Origin of the sequence: Corynebacterium aurimucosum, from assembly GCF_046895345.1 — a bacterium.
GTDB lineage: Bacteria > Actinomycetota > Actinomycetes > Mycobacteriales > Mycobacteriaceae > Corynebacterium > Corynebacterium aurimucosum_G.
The window spans coordinates 1,103,410-1,122,713 of record NZ_CP160096.1; the positions used below are offsets into that span (position 1 = coordinate 1,103,410).

The following is a 19,304-nucleotide window of genomic DNA, read 5'->3' on the forward strand; positions in this document are numbered from 1 at the left end:
TCCACGTCGTGATGCATATCTTAGTGCCTCTACGCTGCCCAATAGGAGAAAATCAGGACCTCGGATGTAGGATCCTCCTAGAGGTTTCAAGGAGTCACAGTCCATGTCTGCATTTGTTACGCCCAGCCCCCGCTCATCCAGCGAGCTCTTTCCTGACACGATGAAGCTCTCCCCCAAGCAGCGCGACGTCCTCTCGGTCTTACAGAATTTCCCGCAAGGAGCACGGGCTGCAGAGATTGCGAAGAAGATGAGCATGCATGTCAACACCGCGCGCGGCCACCTAGATGAGCTCGTTCGCGCTGGCGCGGTGCGAGTAGTCACTGCTCCGGCGAAGGGGCGCGGACGCCCCTCACTGATCTTCCAAGTGCGGGTGCCGGACAACCGTTCAGTGGCGGAGGAATACGTCACGCTGATCAGCGTGCTCATCTCAGCGCTAGCAGAAAAAGACCAGCTCAACGATTATTCCTCCGAGCAAGCGCGGGAGCTTGGCCGCGAATGGGCCAAAACTGCGGCCACCAGCCATGGTGCTGAGGCACTCAGCTCGCTTTATCTGATGATGCGCGATATGGGCTTTGACCCGGTAACCTCGTCCGAGCACCTCGACGAGGAGGGCCGCACCGATGTGGAGCTACACGCCTGCCCATTTGTCAGCGCCGGTGTGGAGCCCTCCCCCTTCGTCTGCGCCATCCACGATGGCTACTTAGAGCAAACAGCCGCCGCTTCGGGCGGGCGGCTGAGCCTGAAGCTGATCCCAAAGTCCGGCAACGGTGTGTGCCGGATCAGTGTGGAAAAGGAGGCTAGCTAGCTAGCCTATCCGCGCTCGACAGAGACCGGCCCGGCGACCTCCAGCTCTAACACGCGAAGGTTCTGTCCGCGGGCATCCTCGAGGATTGCCTCCTCGATGGGCTCGGTGTGCAAGACCATGACGGTGGGGCCAGCGCCCGACAGGTAGGCGGCATAGCCGCGGTTGCGCAAGCGGTTAACCCACTCCGCGGTCACCGGCAGAACATCAGCGCGATAAGGCTGGTGCAGGCGGTCGCGGGTGCCCTCCCACAGCAGGTCCGGGTAGGCGGTTAGCGCCGCCACGTTCACTGCGGTGCGGGAGACGTTGAAGGCGGCGTCGGCATGCGTGACGTGCGAGGGAAGCACGCGGCGCACTGCCTGCGTTGAGGCGTGAAAATCCGGGACTAAGGCTGTGGCCTTGATAGTCGGGTGCACGTCCAAAGTGGCGGCGCGGTACTCCGGAAGCGAACGGCCGTCGACAGGCACGGTGGTCCACGAGACCACCGCGTTGCCCAGTACGGAGGCCGCAGCGTTATCCGGGTGCCCCTCAAAGGCTGAGGAGAGCTGAACAACCTGTTCCTCCGAGAGCGGGAACCCAGCCAGACCATTGCCTGCGGCCACACCGGCTACCGCGGCCGAGGCCGAGGAGCCCAAACCGCGAGACTGCGGGATGTTATTCGTGCACACCACGCGCAGGCCGGTAACTTCCACGTCGGCAGCCTTCAGTGCAGAACGGATGGCCTTGACTACCAGGTGGGAGCCATCGCGAGGCAGCTCGTCGGCGCCCTCGCCGAAGATCTCTACTTCCAAGCCGGAGCGAGTGACTTCTACCTCCACGGTGTCGTAGAGGCTCAGCGCGATGCCGAGGGTATCGTAGCCTGGGCCCAGGTTGGCCGAAGAGGCCGGGACCTGGACGGTGACCTTGGTGCCTGCTTCGATATCGATACTCATTGTTTTTACCTGTGCCCTTAGACGCCGAGGCGGATGACGGAGTGAACGGCCTTGACCTCATCGAGCTCGCCGAGAGCTGCGACGATATCTTCGAGTACTGCTTCCTTGGCCGCGTGGGTGACCACGATGAGGCGCGCGGTGGCATCGCCGTCTTCCTGGCGCACGGTGCGCAGGGAGACTCCGTGGCGGGCAAAGACTCCGGAGATAGCGGAGAGCACGCCGGTGCGGTCTTCAACTTCCATGTCGACGTGATAACGAGTTTCCACTTCTCCGAACTCCGCAATAGGTAGGTTGGCGTAGGTGTTCTCCCCCGGCGCACGGCCGCCGTGGACGATGTTGCGTGCCGCGCCGATGACATCACCCAGCACAGCAGATGCCGTCGGGTTACCGCCGGCACCGTTGCCGTAGAACATCAGGGAACCAGCGGCCTCTGCCTCAACGAAGATGGCGTTATAGGACTGGCTGACCGAAGCCAGCGGGTGCTCCTTCGGAACCAACGTCGGGTGCACGCGGGCGTTGACGGATTCCGCACCGGTCTCCTCGTCCACCAAGCGCTCACAGATCGCGAGAAGCTTAATGGAGTAGCCAGCCTGGTTGGCAGCTTTGATGTCATCGGCGGTGATCTTAGAAATACCCTCGCAGTAGACATCGTCGAAGGTCAGGCGGGTATAGAAGCCCAGTGATGCCAGGATGGCGGCCTTGGAGGCAGCGTCGTGGCCCTCTACGTCAGCGGTAGGGTCGGCCTCAGCGTAGCCTAAGCGCGTGGCCTCAGCCAGTGCATCCTCATAGGAAGCACCGGTGGACTCCATGGCGTCCAAAATGAAGTTGGTGGTGCCGTTGACGATTCCGGAGATGCGCTGGATCTTGTCACCGGCCAGGGAGCGGCGCAGCATGCCCACCACCGGGATGGCGGCGGCTACAGCGGCCTCAAAGTAAAGGTCGACGTCGGCACGGTCGGCAGCCTCAGCGAGCTCGTCCGCGTGTGCGGCCACGAGAGCCTTGTTGGCCGTGACCACGGACTTGCCTGCGTTGAGGGCAGCGAGAACCAGCTCGCGCGGGAAGTCAATGCCGCCGATGACCTCGACGACAAGGTCGATATCATCGCGCAGGACGAGGGCCTTGGCGTCGTCGGTCAGCAGCTCCGCCGGCACGCCTGGGCGCAGCTTATTCTTGTTGTGCACGGCGACGCCGCGGATCTCCACGGGGCCGCCGATGCGGTGCGCGAAAGCATCAGCGTTCTCCTGCACGAGGCGGAAAACCTCAGCGCCCACAGTGCCAAATCCAAGCAGCGCGATTCCTACGGGTTCGCCTTCGGGCTTCTTGCTACGGTACGTCGTCGTCATGGTGTCCCCTTGTTGAAATTGCGAAAGATTCTTACGTGCTAGCCCATCACTATACAGAACGAGCTGTCTATTTCTATACGAAACGGCCGGCACAACGTGCGACCGGCCATGTCTTTGTGAATAAAATGCAGTGAGCTGTGGCAACGCCGCGCTAGTCGACGTCCAACGCCAGCAAGTCCTCCACCGTTTCCCGGCGCAGCATGAGCGCGGCTTTGCCGTCACGCACGGAAACAACCGCCGGGCGCAAAGCGCCGTTATAGCGCGACGCCATCATGTACTGATAGGCGCCGGTGGTGGCGAAGGCGAGGAGGTCCCCGGTAGTGATATCCGAGGGGAAACGACGCTCGTTGACCAGAATGTCACCGGACTCGCAGTGGAAGCCCACGATGCGCGAGTCCACCGGCTCACCCTGGGTGCGGCGGTTGACCACGCGCACGTCATACTCAGAGCCATAGAGCGCCGGCCGGATGTTATCGGACATGCCGCCGTCCACGGAGAGGTAACGGCGCATCGGCAGATCCGCCTTGCCGGTCTCCACGTCCTTGACCGTGCCCACGCGGTATACGGTGACCGCGGAGGCACCCACCAGCGAGCGGCCGGGCTCCACCAGCACGAAGGGCGGCTTGATACCGAGCTCAGTGGCGGTGCGCTCCACGGCGTCGAGCAGGTCCTTAGCCAGCGTGGCGACGTCGAGGGCTTCCTCGTATTCCATGTAGGGAATGCCGAAGCCGCCGCCCAAGTCCAGCTCCTCAAGGGCAACACCGAGCTCGGAGTGAATGCGCTTGTATAGGCTCAGCACGCGCTCGGCGGCCAGCTTGAAGCCATCGGCATTAAACACCGAGGAGCCCACGTGACAGTGCAAGCCCACGAGCTTTAGGTTCGCGGATTCCAGCACCGTGCGAGCGACATCGAAGGCGGCGCCGGTGGACAGGGAAATGCCGAACTTTTGATCCTCATGAGCCGTGGCGATGAATTCGTGCGTGTGGGCATCCACACCGGGCTTGACACGGATCATCACCGGCTGCACACGGCCGGCGGCCGCCGCAATGCTGTTGAGGCGCGAGAGCTCCTCCGCGTTATCCAAGACCACATGGCCAATCCCCTCGTTTACGCACAGCTCAAGGTACTCGTCTTCCTTGTTATTGCCGTGCGCTGTCATGCGCTCCGGTGGGAAGTCCGCAGCGAGCGCCAGCTTGGCCTCGTTGAGGGAGGCCACGTCAAGGCACAGGCCCTCCTCATCTACCCAGCGGACGATGCGCTTGGTGATGAAAGCCTTGGAGGCATAGTGCACGTGATCGGGGCCGCCGAAGGCCTGGGCCATATCCCGGCAGCGTGAGCGGAAGTCCTGCTCATCAAAGACATAGAGCGGGGTGCCGTATTCTTCAGCCAGCTCGGTCAGGGAAACGCCACCAATCGAGACCACGCCATCCGAATCTCGAGCAGCGTTACGCGGCCACACGTGGGCCGGAAGAGAATTGAAATCAGTCATCGATACCTTGTCTTACATCGTCTCCGTCTTACATCTTCTCCGGTGCGCTTACCCCGACCATAGTCAAGGCATTGGCCATGACCTGGCGGGTGGCGCTGGCCAGGGCAAGGCGTGCGGAGTGAATCGACTCGGTCTCTTCACCAGCTTTCGGCAGCACCTGGCACTGGTCATAGAAGCGGTGGAACACAGCAGCAAGCTCCTCGGCATAGCGCGCGATGCGGTGCGGTTCGCGCAGCGTGGCGGCGGTGGCCACAACCTCCGGGAACTCGCCCAGGGTGCGGATGAGGTCGCCCTCCTTCTCGTGGGTGAGGAGGTCGAGGGAGGCATCGGCAAGCGCGGCGGTGTCGAAGCCCAGCTCTTCTGCCTTGCGCAGGATGGAGCAGATACGGGCGTGGCCATACTGCACGTAGTAGACCGGGTTATCCGCCGATTGGGAGGCCCACAGGCCCAAGTCGATGTCCAGGCTGGAATCCACGGAGGAGCGCACCAGAGAGTAGCGCGCGCCGTCGACACCGATGGCCTCGACGAGGTCATCAAGAGTGATGACGGTGCCGGCACGCTTAGACATCTTGACCGCTTGACCATCGCGGACCAGGTTGACCATCTGGCCGATGAGGACCTCGACAGCCTCCGGGTCATAGCCCAGGGCCTGGGCGGATGCGCGCAGTCGGGCGATGTAGCCGTGGTGGTCTGCGCCCAACATGTAGATGGCCAGGTCGTGGCCGCGGTCAAACTTATCGGCCACGTAGGCAATATCGCCGGCGATATAAGCCGCATTGCCATCGGACTTGATGACCACGCGGTCCTTATCATCACCGTACTCGGTGGACTTCAGCCACCAGGCACCCTCAGACTCGTAGAGCTTGCCGTTGTCCTTGAGCTTCTGGATGGCCTTCTCCACTGCGCCAGACTCGAAGAGGGAATTTTCGTGGAAGTAGACATCGAAGTCCACACCGAACTCATGGAGGGACTCTTTAATTTGGGCGAACATCATCTCCACGCCCGCCGAGCGGAAGGCTTCCTGGACCTCGGCATCGCTGCCGTCGAGGGCGTCCGGGTTCTGCTCGAGCACGCCCTGCGCGATTTCCTTAATGTAATCGCCGCCGTAACCGTCCTCCGGCGTGGGCTCGCCCTTAGCTGCGGCCACCAGCGAACGCGCAAAGCGGTCGATCTGTCCGCCGTGATCGTTGAAGTAGTACTCGCGGGTCACCTCCGCGCCAGAGGCTTCGAGCACGCGGCCCAGCGAATCGCCCACGGCAGCCCAACGGGTACCGCCCAGGTGGATCGGGCCAGTCGGGTTCGCGGAGACAAACTCCAGGTTGATCTTCTTGCCCTGGTAGGTGGTGTTGCTGCCGAAGTCTGCGCCGGCATTGAGCACCTGGGCCACGATGGCGCCCTGCGCTGCGGCAGCGAGGCGAATGTTAAGGAATCCCGGGCCCGCGATGGAGGCCTCATCGATGGCGTCGTTGCCGGCGAGGGCATCCGCCAACCACTGCGCCAGCTCGCGGGGCTGGGCGCCAGCCTTCTTGGCCACCTGGAGTGCCAGATTGGTGGCGTAATCGCCGTGCTCCGGGTTGCGCGGGCGCTCCACAGTGACAGTCTTCGGCAGGACGGAGGCGTCCAGCTCATGCTCGGTGAGCACGGCGGCGGCAGTGTTCTTGATCAAGACGGAAAGATCTTCTGGATTCATAGGGCCAAAGTCTATCGTCTCCGCCGCTGGGAGGCGCTATCAGGTCACAGACGTTAGCAAGGTCACTTACCCCCATCGGGTGAACAATGCGGCACAGCGAAGCACCAAGTTCTACCCTAAAAGGCGTTATCTGAATCGATTCAATCTTTCGCCCTCTCGCTTGGCCGACACATGCGGTGCCGCATGCTGGGTTTCTCCGCAAAGACGCCAGCGGGAGCCAACTGGAATTGAGTTTTATGTCAACCTTCACCATCACCACCGACGCCATTGCTGGCAACGTCGGGCTCACCGCGCTGGTGTCCACGTTGCCGCTTATCGCGTTCTTCATCATGCTCCTAGGGCTCAAGGCCCGCGCTCACACCTCGGGTGCGGTAGCGCTTCTCGTCGCGGTTCTCATCGCAATTTTTGGCATGGGCATGCCAACCGGCATGGCATTGTCCTCCGCGGTGCGCGGCGGGCTCTTCGGCCTCTTTCCCATCGTCTGGGTAATCATTACTGCCATCTGGTTCTACGAGGTCACCGTGGCCTCTGGCCGCTTCAATGACCTGCGCAAGACCTTTGACCTCTTGGGCGATGGCGATATTCGCATCCAGGCCATTCTCATCGCTTTCTGCTTCGGCGGCCTACTAGAGGCCCTCGCTGGCTTCGGTGCCCCCGTGGCGATTACGGCCACCATGATCCTGGCGCTGGGCGTCAAACCCCTCAAGGCAGCCACCACCGTGCTCATCGCCAACACCGCGCCCGTCGCCTTCGGTGCGGTGGGCATCCCGGTGACCACTGCCGGTTCCGTGGGTGGGCGCACCGCCGAGCAGACCGCCGATATCGCCGGTCTGATTTCCCTGCAGGTCCTGCTCATCGCCGCCGTCGTTCCTTTCTTTATCCTCTTCATCCTCGACGGCATGCGTGGCGTCAAGGAGGCCGGCCCCGCCGCCGCTGTCATCGGCATCTCCTTCGCCATTGCTCAGTGGGCCGCCGCCACGTTCTTTGCCTACCAGCTCACCAACGTCGTGGCCTGCATTGTCTCCCTCGGCGCGGGCTTTATCTTCCTGCGTGTGTGGAAGCCCAAGGGCGTGGACAGCCTGCGTGAGCGCATGGAGTTGCCCGCCCAGGAAGAGGTCACGGACCTAAACGGCAGCCGCATCTGGATGGCACTGCTGCCTTATGCCGTGGTCACTGCAGTATTCGCCATCGCCACCGCGTGGCCGGCCATCTTCGGCTTCCTGCAGCTCAACGTTGCCTGGCCGCTTCTCGACGGCACCGTCTTCGACGCCGAAGGCCAAGCCATGGATACCGCGTTTAAGTTCAACGTGTTGGGCAACCCGGGCACCCTGCTGCTGATTTCCGGCATCATCGTGGCTGCTATCTACATGTCTTTCAACGAAAACGGCCGCTACACGCTGGAGGCATCGGCACCGCTAGCTAAGTTTGGCGAGGTTATCTCCCGTATGAAGTTCTCGGCGCTGACCATCATCCTGGTCCTGGCGCTGGCCTACACCATGAACTACTCCGGCCAGACCATCTCCATCGGCCAGTTCGTGGCTTCTGTCGGCGGTATCTTCGCGCTTTTCTCCCCCGTCCTGGGCTGGATTGGTACCGCGGTGACCGGTTCGGATACCTCCGCCAACGCGCTCTTTGCCAATCTGCAAGTCACCGCAGCCGAGCGCATCGGCGTCAATCCGGACCTCATGCTGGCCGCCAATACCTCGGGTGGCGTAGTAGGCAAGATGATCTCCCCGCAGTCGCTGGCCATCGCCGCCACCGCGGTCCAGATGGAGGGCCAGGAATCTCGCATTTTCAAGGCCGTCGTGGGCTACTCCGTGGCCTTCCTTGCCGTCGTGTGCATCATCGTCTTCCTCATGAGCAACGTGCTGGGATTCTTGGTTCCTTAAGCTCTCAGTCCTCAGCACCAACTACCCCCAGAATCGGGCACTTCACTCGCCACGTCTGGGGGTTTTCGCTTGCCCGCGTTTTGTGACTGCTCCATCTCTGCACGTAAGGAATTTCACAACATTAATGTTGCGATAAAACGCCAGGTAGGAGGGCTAATCCCGTCTCGATAATGTGAGTTTTGGGCGGTAGGCTCATAGATACAAACTCGAAAAATGCCCACTACGGCTGTCCTGGTAGCGCGCATCCGAGTACACCATCGCTGTGCCAAGCACGGGACAAAGCCACGAAGAGGCAGATTAAGGAGCGCTCACGAATGCGAATAGCATTGTTTTCCACCTGCATCGGTGATTCACTCTTCCCCGATGCTCATAAGGCCACGGCCCTCATCCTCTCCCGCTTGGGCTATGACGTAGTTTTCCCAGAGGAGCAAACCTGCTGCGGCCAGATGCACATCAACACCGGCTACCAGGAGCAGACCTTGGGCATGATCCGCACTTATGCGGACGCCTTTGCGGACCCCTCCATCGACTACGTGGTCTCAGCCTCCGGCTCCTGCGTGGGCGCAGTGCGTGAGCAGCACGAGATGATCGCTGATCGTTTCGGCACTTCCGCCGATGTGGACGGCGCCAAGAAGGCAGCCGGCAAGACTTTGGATCTGCCGGAGTTTCTGGTCGACATCGCCGGAGTCACCAATGTCGGCGCTTTCTTCCCTCACCGCGTGACCTACCACCCCTCCTGCCACGGCCTGCGCTTCCTCAAGTTGGGTGACCGCCCCTACCAGCTGCTTAAGGAGGTCGAGGGAATCGACCTCGCCCCGCTGCCTAATGCAGAAGAATGCTGCGGTTTCGGCGGCACCTTCGCCCTCAAGAACGCCGAGGTCTCCGCAGCGATGGTCGGTGATAAGACCCGCCACATCCGCGAAACCGAAGCCGAGTACGTCACCGGCGGTGACTCCTCCTGCCTGATGAATATCGGTGGTGCTCTGGCTCGCCAGCGCTCCGGTGTTCGCGCTATCCACTTGGCGGAAATCCTCGCCTCCACCAAGGAACACCCGTGGACTCCTACCTCTGCGGCCTACTCCAAGGAGAAGATGCTCTAATGACTTCCTTCCTCGACACCACCCCTCCGCGCGCCCCTGAAGGCTACGGCAACCTGCGCGGCTCGAAGGCCTTCGTGCCGCTGGCTCACGTGGGCCTCAACAACGCCACCCAGCGCCGCAACCTGCACCACGCCACCACCACCATTCGTGACAAGCGCCAGCACGCCGTGGATGAGACCCCGGACTGGGAGCAGCTGCGTGACGCCGGATCCGCGCTCAAGGATGACGTTGCTGTTCGCATGGGCGAGCTACTCGTCCAGTTCGAAGAGCAGGTGACCAAACGCGGCGGCATCGTCCACTGGGCACGCGACGCCAAGGAAGCCAACGAAATTATCGAGGGCCTTATCCGCGAAACCGGCGAGACCGACGTGGTCAAGATCAAGTCCATGGCCACCCAGGAAATCGCGCTCAACGAACACCTGGAAGAAGCCGGTATCCACGCCCAGGAAACTGACCTGGCGGAGCTCATCGTCCAGCTGGGAGAGGACAAACCTTCCCACATTCTGGTCCCGGCGATCCACCGCAACCGCGCGGAGATCCGTGACATCTTTGTCAACAAGATGCCGAATACCGATGACTCGCTCAAGGCCGAGCCGGCGGAACTGGCTGAAGCATCCCGTCAGTTCCTTCGCGAGCAGTTCATGAAGGCCAAGGTCGCCATCTCCGGCGCTAACTTCGGTGTCGCAGAGACCGGCACCATCAACATCGTGGAATCTGAGGGCAATGGCCGCATGTGCCTGACCCTGCCGGAGACCCTCATTACCGTGATGGGTATTGAGAAGCTGGTCCCGACTTTCCAGGACCTCGAGGTCTTCCTCCAGCTGCTGCCGCGCTCCTCCACTGCAGAGCGCATGAACCCGTACACCTCCATGTGGTCTGGTGTGACCGAAGGTGACGGCCCGCAGAACTTCCACATCGTGCTGCTGGATAACGGCCGCACCGCTGCTCTGTCCTCCCCCAAGGGCCACGAGGCACTCAAGTGCATCCGCTGCTCTGCCTGCCTGAACGTCTGCCCGGTCTACGAGCGCGCCGGCGGCCACGCCTATGGCTCGGTCTACCCCGGCCCGATTGGCATCTCCCTGACGCCGCAGCTGACTGGCATGAAGGACCACAACGATCCGTCGGCAAGCTTGCCCTATGCCTGCTCCCTGTGTGGCCGTTGCGACGAGGTATGCCCGGTACGCATTCCGCTCTCCCAAGTCATTCTGGAGAACCGCTACCAGAAGGTCACCAACGCCACCCCGCCGGTCGAAGAGAAGCTCTTCCAAGTCGTGGAGCTGGTGTGGAAGAACCCGAAGATCTGGAACCAGATCACCCACATGGTGGCGCTCGGCCGTGTCCTCGGTGGTTTCAACGGGGTCATCGACAAGCTGCCGCTATTCATGTCTGGGTGGTCCGAGGTACGCGATACTGCCGTTCCGCCGAAGAAGTCCTTCCGCCAATGGTTCAACACTGACGAAGCTCAAGAACTCCTCGCCCAAGCCAAGAAGGAGGGCATCAAGTGACCACCGCCAAAGAGGAAATCCTCAACCGCATTTCAGCCGCCCAAAAGCAGGCCGGCCTGCCGGACCACGTAGACATTCCGCGCGAGTACCAGAAGGAAGGCACGCTCAACGAAGAGGAGCTGCGGGACATGCTGGTGGACCGCCTCGAGGACTACAAGGCTGATGTGCACGTCACCGATGAGTCTGGGTTGAACTCCACCCTCGTGGGCATCCTGAAGGAGCGCGGCTGCTCGAACGTCGTCTACGCCCCCGGCATGGACGCTGGGCTTCTGGACGGCTTCGAGGGAACCATCACCCCTGATGACAACGCCAAGGACCCGCGCGAGCTCGACGCTGTCGATGCCGTGGTGACCGAATCCCACGTCACCTCTGCGCAGACCGGCACCATTGTGCTTGAGTCCAATGAGACCTGTGGCCGCCGCGCGCTGACCTTGGTGCCGGACCGTCACGTATGTATCGTGCGCAAAGACCAGATCGTCTACGGTGTGCCGGAGATGGTCTCCCGTATGAACCCGGAGTGCCCAGCGACGTGGATCTCTGGCCCTTCCGCTACCTCGGATATCGAGCTCTCCCGCGTGGAGGGTGTCCACGGCCCGCGCGATCTGATTGTGGTGATTGTTAAGTAATGTGACGTTCGGGGGCACCCGACCCTTCCGAGCACTCGGCTCACATCACCTCCGGCGCATAGGATAAGGCCCAAAGCAATTAACGATTTAAGGAGCCTTATTCTATGCGTCTTTCTCGCGTTTTAGGCTCGGTGCTGGGGCCCGTGGCTATCGCTGCTGGCCTGGTTGCCGCGCCCGCTGTCGCTCACGCAGACCAACCCTCCATCAACTGGGGCTCGTGCCCGGAGGGGGTCACCGAAGAGCGCGCCGAGTGTGGCCACATAACCGTTCCGACCTATCACGATGCCCCGGAGAAAGGCACCATCGATGTCGGCCTCATCCGTCTGAAGGCCACAGGCAACCGCCAGGGCGCCCTATTCACTAACCCGGGCGGCCCGGGCGGTGACGCGTATAGCTGGGTGAGCTTCGCCGCGTGGCCGGAGGAAGTCAAACAGAGCTACGACATCATCGGCGTTCAGCCGCGTGGTTTGCGCGAATCCGGCGAGGTGAATTGCACGTCGCGTGAGACTGGAGCAAACCCGCTCGCAGAACTCACGCAGATTGGTGCAATTACCCGCGATGACTGCGAGAAAAACACCCCGGGCTACACCGACTCTCTGACGACGGAGAACACCGCCAAGGACTGGGAGGTTGTCCGTCAAGCCCTCGGCGAGGAGAAGATCAACATCGCTGGTCTCTCCTACGGCACCTTCCTGGGGTCCACCTATGCCACGCTCTTCCCGGAGCACACCGACAAGGTCGTTTTGGACTCCGGTATGAATCCGAAGATGGCATGGAACCAGATCTTCGCCTCCCAGCAGGCAGGCTATGAGAATGCCCTCCATGACTTCTTTGCGTACGTGGCCAAGAATGACGCCACCTACCACGCCGGCACGACTCCCCTGAAGGCTTATGAGCGCTGGTCCCAGATCGTGGCCAAGGAAGCAGGCGTGCGCCCGACTGTGCTTCCGCCAAACGCCCAAATTGGTGACCTCCCGCCAGGACTGGAGTTTGCTGGCCAGCCCGGCGCCAATGTCATGACCGCCACGGGTGAGCTGCGCGTACAGGTAGAGCACCTTGCAGGCAAGGTACGCAACCCGCAGGCTGTTCAAGCTTCTTCGCAGACGCTGAGCGCGACCCGTGAGCTCCTCCCCCGCCCCGAGATGTGGGACACACTGGCCAAGCACATCGGCGGTGTTGAGCCCATGAACTTTGCGGACCTGGCCGCACAGCAGGCTCAGCAGGATCCAGAAAAAGCCCAGCAGCAGCTTGTCAACGCAATGAGCATGCAGAACATCATTATGTGCAATGAGAACACCGCACCGACGGATCCGACTCTCATTCCGGCGTTCCTCTGGTCGAACTACGTCACGATTGATCCCTTCACGCTGTTCAACTCCATGTATGCCTCGGGCGTCGGCTGCGGTGGACGCGCGCCCGTCAGCACCCCGATTGCCGTTTCCGGCGAGAAGCTGCAGACCAAGCCTCTGCAGCTGCAGGCTACCGGTGACCCGCAGACCCCGTACGCCTTCTACCGCGGCCTCTCCGATCCGATGCAGTCCCGCGTGGTGACCGTCCACGGCCCGGGCCACGGCCACTTCGCAATGGGCAACAAGGCCGTCGACCAGATTGTGGTTGATTACCTGCGCACCGGTGAAGTCCACACCGCGGACGCCCCGGGCTTCTTTGACCAGCCCCAGGCTCAGGAGCAGCCAGCCTAGCCCTACAAGCTGCTGAAAGCGACGAGGGAGCGGCTATCTTAGCCGCTCTGTCCTCCACCACACCCCCATCGGCGTGAGGCCAATTACTGCGCTTCAGCCTTTATAGGCTAGAATCGCATCGTTGGCATTTAGCCAGCAATGCCCTTGTAGCTCAGCGGATTAGAGCATCGGTTTCCGGTACCGAAGGTCGCAGGTTCGATCCCTGTCAGGGGCACTTTTTCTTGCCCAAATCTCTCTCCAATCAGGCTCCGCCCCGGCCCACAGTTTCAACGACGCCACGTGTGCGGGGGAACTGTACACATTCTGCATTTCCCCAGAACTGAAACCCGCAACCTGCAGGTGGGCGTCGCCAAGCCCTTGGCGTCGCCCACCACCCACCAGGAGGTTGCGGGATCCAGGTCTGGGGGTATGGAACTAACCCAAGCGTGCCTTAATATCCGCAACCACGTTTTCCGGGTGCTTCGCCGAAGCGATAAGAGAATCGTGGCCATACTTGATGCGCACCGTCGACCCAGAAACGATATAAGCCGGTGCGCCGTCGACGACGCGTGGGCCCGCGCCTTCCTTGAGCCCAGTTTCGGGACCTTTACTTACCTCGGTGATCTCGCGCAGAGGAATCGTCTGTGTGAAGACTCCCAAAACAGACACTGCAACTTCATGGTCGTTGACGACGATCTTTACCCGCATCAGAATGCACACTGCCGTCGCAGCGATGACCAGGACGCCAAAGAGGATCGCTGCCCATGTGGAATCGATCATTGTGGGCACCACTGCTGCCACGACGGCAAGGCCAACGATAATTCCTAGCCACTGGAGCGGGCCGTTGAGATAGCGAACGTAGATGTGAGGGTCCATAGCGTTCACACTATCGGACGAATACACCCTTCGCGCTCACCGGAAGGGCGCGCGGTAGACGGTTAAGGCCCACGGTGAGCGCGAAGGGGTCAAAATGTCTCGGAGACATCGCACTCGGAGACTCACTTTCAGGCTTAGCACTGCCCTAGTTGACAAAGTTCTGGCCAGATCGTGCGGCAGGAGCAATGTTTTTGGCAACTAGGGCAGTTGGCGGCACGAGTTAAAGATTTGGGGGCTGGTGAAAAAGATGAAGCCCCAGCAAGCAAATCTGCTGGGGCTTGACGTCAAACTACTCTCCCCGCTGGGCGGCAGCGTGGAAAGCGAACCAGGTTACTGGGTGATGTACTGGTTGACGATCGGCTGAGTGATATCCAGGGTGCCGTGCTCGACGTAGTACATACCGAGCATCATGGCACCCACCATCACCACGGCAAGAAGCATGGAGGGGATCCACTGAACGAAGACGGATACCCAGCCGTCAGCCTTGTCACGTGCAGCTGCTTCGCGCTGCTCCTGAGCCAAATCGCGCTCGACCATCATGTTTTGTCCTTTCACTTAGCTCCCCTAGCCAGACTGCATTCTCATTGAATGCCTTCTCTTCACTACACGGGGGATGCTCGCCCTTTAACACAGAGTATCTTAGCAGTTTATGCAGAGCCGCCCGTAGTTAAACGCAGATATTTCGGCCGGCATCCGCCTTTAGTTTGACGCCGACTGTGGCCTAGACCCCAGGGTCCTCATTGTTATTGAGCGCTTCGACGAAGTCCTCACGGTCCTGGAACATGCGCTCAATATCCTCCTCCGCGCCAATAATCCACAGCTGTGCGGCATCATCGAAGGTTAGTGCGCCCTCCGGATGCTGCTCAAGGGCTGCCTCAAGCGCGGTGGCTTGTTCCTCGGTGAGCTCTTCCAGATCCTCAACCGGACCAACCTGAGCGCTCAGTTCCTTCAAGGGAGTGATGCCGTACGTAGCGTATTGGCGCTGCGGATGCTCAAACAGTTCTTGTCCCATCATGGTGTGGGAAGGTCACCTCCTGGTGCGTAAACGGACGGGCCTTACTCTACCCGCGCCAAGCACGGCTAGTCTGCGTGGAGGCCCAGACGTTCGTCCGGAACGAAGCCGTCAAAGCCCGGAAGGTTATTCTCCGACAGGACGCCCTTGCAAAAGCGCAGAAGTGCCGGAACATCGGCAGGATCGAGGTGATCAAACACCATGCGACGCACCGACTCGACGTGCTCAGGAACTGCCGCCTCCAGGCGTGCCCGGCCGGCCTTAGTCATGACGACTTCAACGCCGCGCGCATCGCCTGCGCACTTTTCCTTGCGCACCAAACCGCGCTTTTCCATGCGGGTGATCTGGTGGGAGGCACGGGAGCGGTCCCACTCCAATTCCGAGCACAACTCGCGCAAACGCAGCGTGCGCTCGGGTGCCTCCGAAAGCGAGACGAGGACCGCAAACTCCGCCGCGGAGATATCGCTGCAGGCTAAGAGGGTTTCCTCCATACCGCGATTAATCTTGCGAATGCTGGCGAGAATGTGCCGCCAGAGGTCCTGTTCGCTTTCGGTGAGCCATCGAGTGTCCGCAGTCATGGCTCACACCCTACACTCCATGACTTAAGCGCTTGTAAGTCTCTCCATATCTAGGTCCATGCGCCCCGGTACCCACGAGTAGCGCTGCGGCATACAGGTCAGCACGATGACCTGAGTGTTTTTCCCGGCCTTGCTGAACAACGCCGCCATAAGCTGAAGGCGTTGCGAGTCGGTAGACCCTAACGCGTCGTCGATGACGACGGGAACCGGTTCGCCGGACACTAGCTGTGCGATGGCAAAGCGTGTCAGGATGCTCAGCTGTTCTTTGGCGCCGCCGGAGAGCGCGTCGAAGGACACGGTCTCACCGTTACGGCTGCGAGCTTGGACCTTGAGTTCTTCGGAGAGCTCGAAGTCCACGTCACCGCCAAAGACGGTGCGAGCCAAACCATTAAGAGCCGTGACAAAGGGCGCAGCATAGCGCTGGCGGGCGGCATCGCGGTGGCGCAGCATGAGCGTGCGCAGGTAGCGCGCGGCATTCGCACGGCGCTCGATAGCGGCGTGGCGCTCACGAGCCACTTCGAGCTCCGCGGCAGCTTTCTCTGCATCCTCAGCTGCACCAGAGTGCATAGTGATAAGCCCGTTAAACTCGCGCATATCGCCAACCGCCGCATTAACCGCTGCGTTCAGCGAATCAACGTGCGTGTGTGCTCCCCTAGCTAGCTGCTCTGCGGTGTCGACATCCACGGTGGACATCTCCTCCAAAGCCGCCTTCTCTTTCGCCAGCTCAGTCCGTGCTGTCTCAATCGCGGCGGTCACCTCGGCATCACTGAGCTGGGCGCGGGCGGCCTCCACGGCTGCGGCCTGAGCATCACGCTGCATCGTGGCCTCCTCCGCACGGACCATCGCCACCTCCAGTGCGGCGCCCGCCTTGTTCTCGCGGTAGGGTGCCAGGGCGCGGTCGAGCTCATCCAGCTTCCTGCGCAGCTTCTCTTCTTCCCGCTCCACGACGTCGAGCTCCCGCGGCTGTGCGGTGGAATCGGTAGTGCCGCCGGCACCCTCGGTGTCCTCAGCATCGGCCGCACCCGCCTCGAAGCGAGCACGCAACTCACCGAGGTCCTCCCCACCCAGTGCCGCAGCGAGTTCGCGGGCTGCGGTATCGGCAGCGGATGCTAGCTCTACGTGTTTTTCGTGGATGGAACGGGCAGCCTCCACGTCCTCGCACCCGGCGTCTTCCAGCAGGCGTGTGAGCTCCGCGCGGGCTTTCTCCACGCCTTCCTCACCGCTATCGCCCGCACCGGCTGCATAGCGGGCAGTGATGTCGCCGATCTTCAGCGTGGTACCTTCGCGCAGCTCAACGACTAGTTCTTTGTTGCTCTCCAGTGCACGTGCTTCGCCATCGACGGTGACAACGCCTTCGCCAGAAAAGTAGAGCTTGGCCGCCGCAGCCGCCCGCAGGCGCTCCTGGACAGTGACCTCGCGTGCAGCGTCCTCCAGTGCCTGCAGATTCGGTACGTCGGGCGTCGCAGCCAGCTCGCGGCGGCGGGACGCCAAAGTCTCTTCCAGTTTGTTCAGTGCTTCGAGGCGGGTACCCAGGGCCTCGCGTTCAGCGCGTTGCTGCGCGCGGCGGGCGCGCTGGCGCTCCTCGCGCACGGCCTCGTAGCGCTGGTGAACCTCGGCGCGCTCCTTTTCCAAGGCTGTGCGGGCAGTGGCTTCTTCCTCGGCCCGCTCGCGGGCCCCCACAACCGCAGCGGCGGCACGCTCAGCAGCCTCGACAGCTGCGGCATGCTCAGCAACCACAGTTTTACGGCGCTCTGCCTCCTCCTCTGCGCGAGTCACAGCCTCCGCCGCTCGAGTCACTGCTTGCTTCTGCGCGGTGATTTTCTCTTGGGCGGCCCGAGCGGCGAGCAGCTCACCGTCACGGCGCTCGCGTTCTTCCGCGGCGGCCGGCAGGGCTGCTTCAGCCTCGGCTTTCTTCAGCTCGGCGGCTTCATAGCGCTCCACCACGCCGTCGAGTTCGCGCAGCGAGGCCTCGGCGGCAGCGTGCTTTTCCTCAGCATCCGCGAGCGCAGCAATGGCAGCCTTATAGTCTCCTGCCGGTTTGTCTGTCTTCGCGGTGAAGTACTCCTTGTACTCCGCCTCGATGCGTGTGAGCAGCTCGGAGTCTTCCGCCGCGGCACTCGTCCCGGTTTCCTCCTCCAGCGCTGCGGTCAGGGAAGGAATGCCCACTGCGGCGATGCCTTGGTGGGGGTCGTCCTGACGGACGAAGAGGGCGTCGAGAAGCGCGCGGTCCACGTGCTCACTGAGGATGCGCTCCAGCTCCCCATCGGCCTCGGCACCGGTCCACTGGCCCGGGCGCGGGGAGAAAACATGCAGCTCCGAGGTGCGCTTTTTCACCCACCGCTTGCGAATGCGGAAGCGGTACGGCCCCACGGTTGCCTCCAGCGTGACCTCAGGTCCCACATCGCGGCCGGCAGGCTGCAGCGCCCTCACCGGCTTGGAATTTGCCGTGTGCTTTTCCGTGAGCACGAAATCGATGGCCTCCACCAGCGTGGACTTTCCAGCTTCGTTCGGCCCACCGATGACCACCACCCCGGTCTCCGGGAGGTCCTTGACCTCCAGGTGCTCCACGCCCCGGACGTTGTTCAGTTCAACAGAATGCAGCTGCATCATGGTTTAGGCTCCCTTCGCGCTGAGGCGGAACAGCAGGTTGGCGGCGTCGCGGGCAGTGGGATTATCTAGGTCCTCGAGCAACTCCGCTAGCGCATCGGCGGCGTACCCGCTCAAACTCAGCTCGCCGAGTTCTTCTTCTGAGGGCGCCAGATGCAGGTCCATGGTCCTCTTGCGCGGCTTGAGGGAGGCAAAGACCTCCTCCATCTCCGCCAGGCCCTGCTCCAGACGGGCCTGCGCGCTCAAGCCCACGGTGCCGCGCAGGCTGTACTTCACCGCGGTACGAATCTTCTCCGGAACGGCATCGAGCTCCGCAAGAAAAGCCTCGACCTCCTCCAGTGAGTTAACGTCCGCATCAATCGCCCGGAAGTCCCAACGGCCAACGTGGTGCTTGGCCACATCCACCCGCTCCCCCTCAACGGTCACCACCAAGGCGTTGCCCGAATCGCGCTCCCTATCGTCGAAGGCCGTGGTCTCCGGGCTGCCGGAGAACCATACCTTGCCGGTAGAACCGAGGGATTCGGTGGAGTGCGTATCCCCCAGCGCAAGGTAATCGATAACACCCTTATCCAGGCACTCTTCCACGAAGGCGAGGTCGATAGTATCGGCGTCCGAGTCTTCCCCTGTGCCTGCGCGGGACTCCACCTGGCCGTGGCCCACTGCGATGCGAACCGCGCCCTCCTCGGCAGGCTCTAAAGGCTCCAGCGCACGGCGCACGAGGTCATAATTAGCCCGCTTAGACAGGTAAGGGGCACCAACGATCTCTATGCCTGGGCGAACCTCAATCGGCTCCGAATCAGCGATGACGTGCACGTTATCCGCAAAAGAGTTGAAGAAGATGGAATCCGCCACCAGCGGATCATGGTTGCCGGGCAGCAGGTAAACAGGAACCGGCAGGCGCTTGAACATGTCCTTCGCGCGCAGCAGCGTTGATTTGTTCAAGGAGTTGTGCTCGAAGACGTCACCGGCCACGACGATGAACTCCGCGCCCGTCTCGGTGGCCAGCTCCCCCAGCCGCAGGACCGCTGCTTCGCGGTCATCATCAAAGCGCGATTGCGCCGCGGGACTTAAAAACCAGCGTGTCATTCCCAGCTGGAAATCTGAGGTGTGGATGAACGTAACCGCGGCCATGCAAACTCCCTACAACGTGGTCCAGGGCTGGCGCTTGAGCCTGTC

The 19,304-nt window shown here is 61.8% G+C and carries 16 protein-coding genes and 1 tRNA gene; 7 read left to right on the forward strand and 10 right to left on the reverse strand.

Features of this window, described 5'->3' with window-relative positions; translation table 11 throughout:
- The first annotated feature begins 103 nt into the window (after positions 1 to 103).
- Positions 104 to 805 carry a helix-turn-helix transcriptional regulator gene (locus ABZS45_RS05370; protein ID WP_412100959.1) on the forward strand — a complete coding sequence of 234 codons (702 nt, stop codon included), beginning with the start codon at positions 104 to 106 and terminating at the stop codon, positions 803 to 805.
- A gap of 5 nt (positions 806 to 810) precedes the next feature.
- Here ABZS45_RS05370 and thrB read toward each other — a convergent pair whose 3' ends face one another.
- The 4 genes from thrB to argS all read right to left on the reverse strand — a co-directional run bounded on the left by thrB (position 811) and on the right by argS (position 6,256).
- Positions 811 to 1,734, reverse strand: a complete 924-nt coding sequence (gene thrB / locus ABZS45_RS05375; RefSeq protein ID WP_412100960.1) for a homoserine kinase — start codon at positions 1,732 to 1,734, stop codon at positions 811 to 813.
- A 17-nt stretch (positions 1,735 to 1,751) separates the two neighbouring features.
- Positions 1,752 to 3,077 carry a homoserine dehydrogenase gene (locus tag ABZS45_RS05380; RefSeq protein WP_412100961.1) on the reverse strand — a complete coding sequence of 442 codons (1,326 nt, stop codon included), beginning with the start codon at positions 3,075 to 3,077 and terminating at the stop codon, positions 1,752 to 1,754.
- Between the two features lie 151 nt (positions 3,078 to 3,228).
- Positions 3,229 to 4,566 (reverse strand): diaminopimelate decarboxylase, encoded by a 1,338-nt coding sequence (lysA, locus tag ABZS45_RS05385; protein ID WP_412100962.1) that lies wholly within the window; start codon positions 4,564 to 4,566, stop codon positions 3,229 to 3,231.
- 28 nt (positions 4,567 to 4,594) lie between these two features.
- Complete coding sequence (gene argS / locus ABZS45_RS05390) at positions 4,595 to 6,256, reverse strand: arginine--tRNA ligase (RefSeq protein ID WP_412100963.1); 1,662 nt, start codon at positions 6,254 to 6,256, stop codon at positions 4,595 to 4,597.
- Between the two features lie 236 nt (positions 6,257 to 6,492).
- On the opposite strand from argS, the gene ABZS45_RS05395 reads away from it, so the two are divergent.
- The 6 genes from ABZS45_RS05395 to ABZS45_RS05420 all read left to right on the forward strand — a co-directional run bounded on the left by ABZS45_RS05395 (position 6,493) and on the right by ABZS45_RS05420 (position 13,290).
- Positions 6,493 to 8,145 (forward strand): L-lactate permease, encoded by a 1,653-nt coding sequence (locus tag ABZS45_RS05395; RefSeq protein ID WP_412100964.1) that lies wholly within the window; start codon positions 6,493 to 6,495, stop codon positions 8,143 to 8,145.
- 314 nt (positions 8,146 to 8,459) lie between these two features.
- Positions 8,460 to 9,245, forward strand: a complete 786-nt coding sequence (locus ABZS45_RS05400; protein WP_412100965.1) for a (Fe-S)-binding protein — start codon at positions 8,460 to 8,462, stop codon at positions 9,243 to 9,245.
- A complete protein-coding gene (locus ABZS45_RS05405) occupies positions 9,245 to 10,750 on the forward strand; it encodes a LutB/LldF family L-lactate oxidation iron-sulfur protein (RefSeq protein WP_412100966.1) in 1,506 nt (501 codons plus the stop codon). The genes ABZS45_RS05400 and ABZS45_RS05405 overlap by 1 nt, the downstream gene beginning before the upstream one ends.
- Positions 10,747 to 11,376 carry a LutC/YkgG family protein gene (locus ABZS45_RS05410; RefSeq protein WP_412100967.1) on the forward strand — a complete coding sequence of 210 codons (630 nt, stop codon included), beginning with the start codon at positions 10,747 to 10,749 and terminating at the stop codon, positions 11,374 to 11,376. Before ABZS45_RS05405 ends, ABZS45_RS05410 begins: the two co-directional genes overlap by 4 nt.
- A gap of 104 nt (positions 11,377 to 11,480) precedes the next feature.
- On the forward strand, positions 11,481 to 13,076 hold the full coding sequence (locus ABZS45_RS05415) for an alpha/beta fold hydrolase (RefSeq protein ID WP_412100968.1): 1,596 nt from the start codon (positions 11,481 to 11,483) through the stop codon (positions 13,074 to 13,076).
- Between the two features lie 140 nt (positions 13,077 to 13,216).
- Positions 13,217 to 13,290 (forward strand) — tRNA-Arg (locus ABZS45_RS05420).
- Positions 13,291 to 13,490: 200 nt separating this feature from the next.
- Here ABZS45_RS05420 and ABZS45_RS05425 read toward each other — a convergent pair.
- The 6 genes from ABZS45_RS05425 to ABZS45_RS05450 form a co-directional block, all read right to left on the reverse strand.
- Positions 13,491 to 13,931: a hypothetical protein gene (locus ABZS45_RS05425; protein ID WP_412100969.1), complete on the reverse strand. Its 441-nt coding sequence runs from the start codon at positions 13,929 to 13,931 to the stop codon at positions 13,491 to 13,493.
- 330 nt (positions 13,932 to 14,261) lie between these two features.
- The gene (locus ABZS45_RS05430) at positions 14,262 to 14,471 is read right to left on the reverse strand and encodes a hypothetical protein (RefSeq protein WP_412100970.1); all 210 of its coding nucleotides are present in this window, start codon (positions 14,469 to 14,471) and stop codon (positions 14,262 to 14,264) included.
- Between the two features lie 181 nt (positions 14,472 to 14,652).
- The gene (locus ABZS45_RS05435; protein ID WP_412100971.1) at positions 14,653 to 14,946 is read right to left on the reverse strand and encodes a molecular chaperone GrpE; all 294 of its coding nucleotides are present in this window, start codon (positions 14,944 to 14,946) and stop codon (positions 14,653 to 14,655) included.
- 65 nt (positions 14,947 to 15,011) lie between these two features.
- A complete protein-coding gene (locus ABZS45_RS05440; protein ID WP_412100972.1) occupies positions 15,012 to 15,521 on the reverse strand; it encodes a MarR family winged helix-turn-helix transcriptional regulator in 510 nt (169 codons plus the stop codon).
- Between the two features lie 24 nt (positions 15,522 to 15,545).
- A complete protein-coding gene (locus ABZS45_RS05445) occupies positions 15,546 to 18,131 on the reverse strand; it encodes an AAA family ATPase (protein WP_412100973.1) in 2,586 nt (861 codons plus the stop codon).
- Positions 18,132 to 18,134: 3 nt separating this feature from the next.
- Entirely contained in the window at positions 18,135 to 19,259 is a 1,125-nt protein-coding gene (locus ABZS45_RS05450) for a metallophosphoesterase (protein WP_412100974.1), read from the reverse strand.
- Between the last annotated feature and the right edge of the window lie 45 nt (positions 19,260 to 19,304).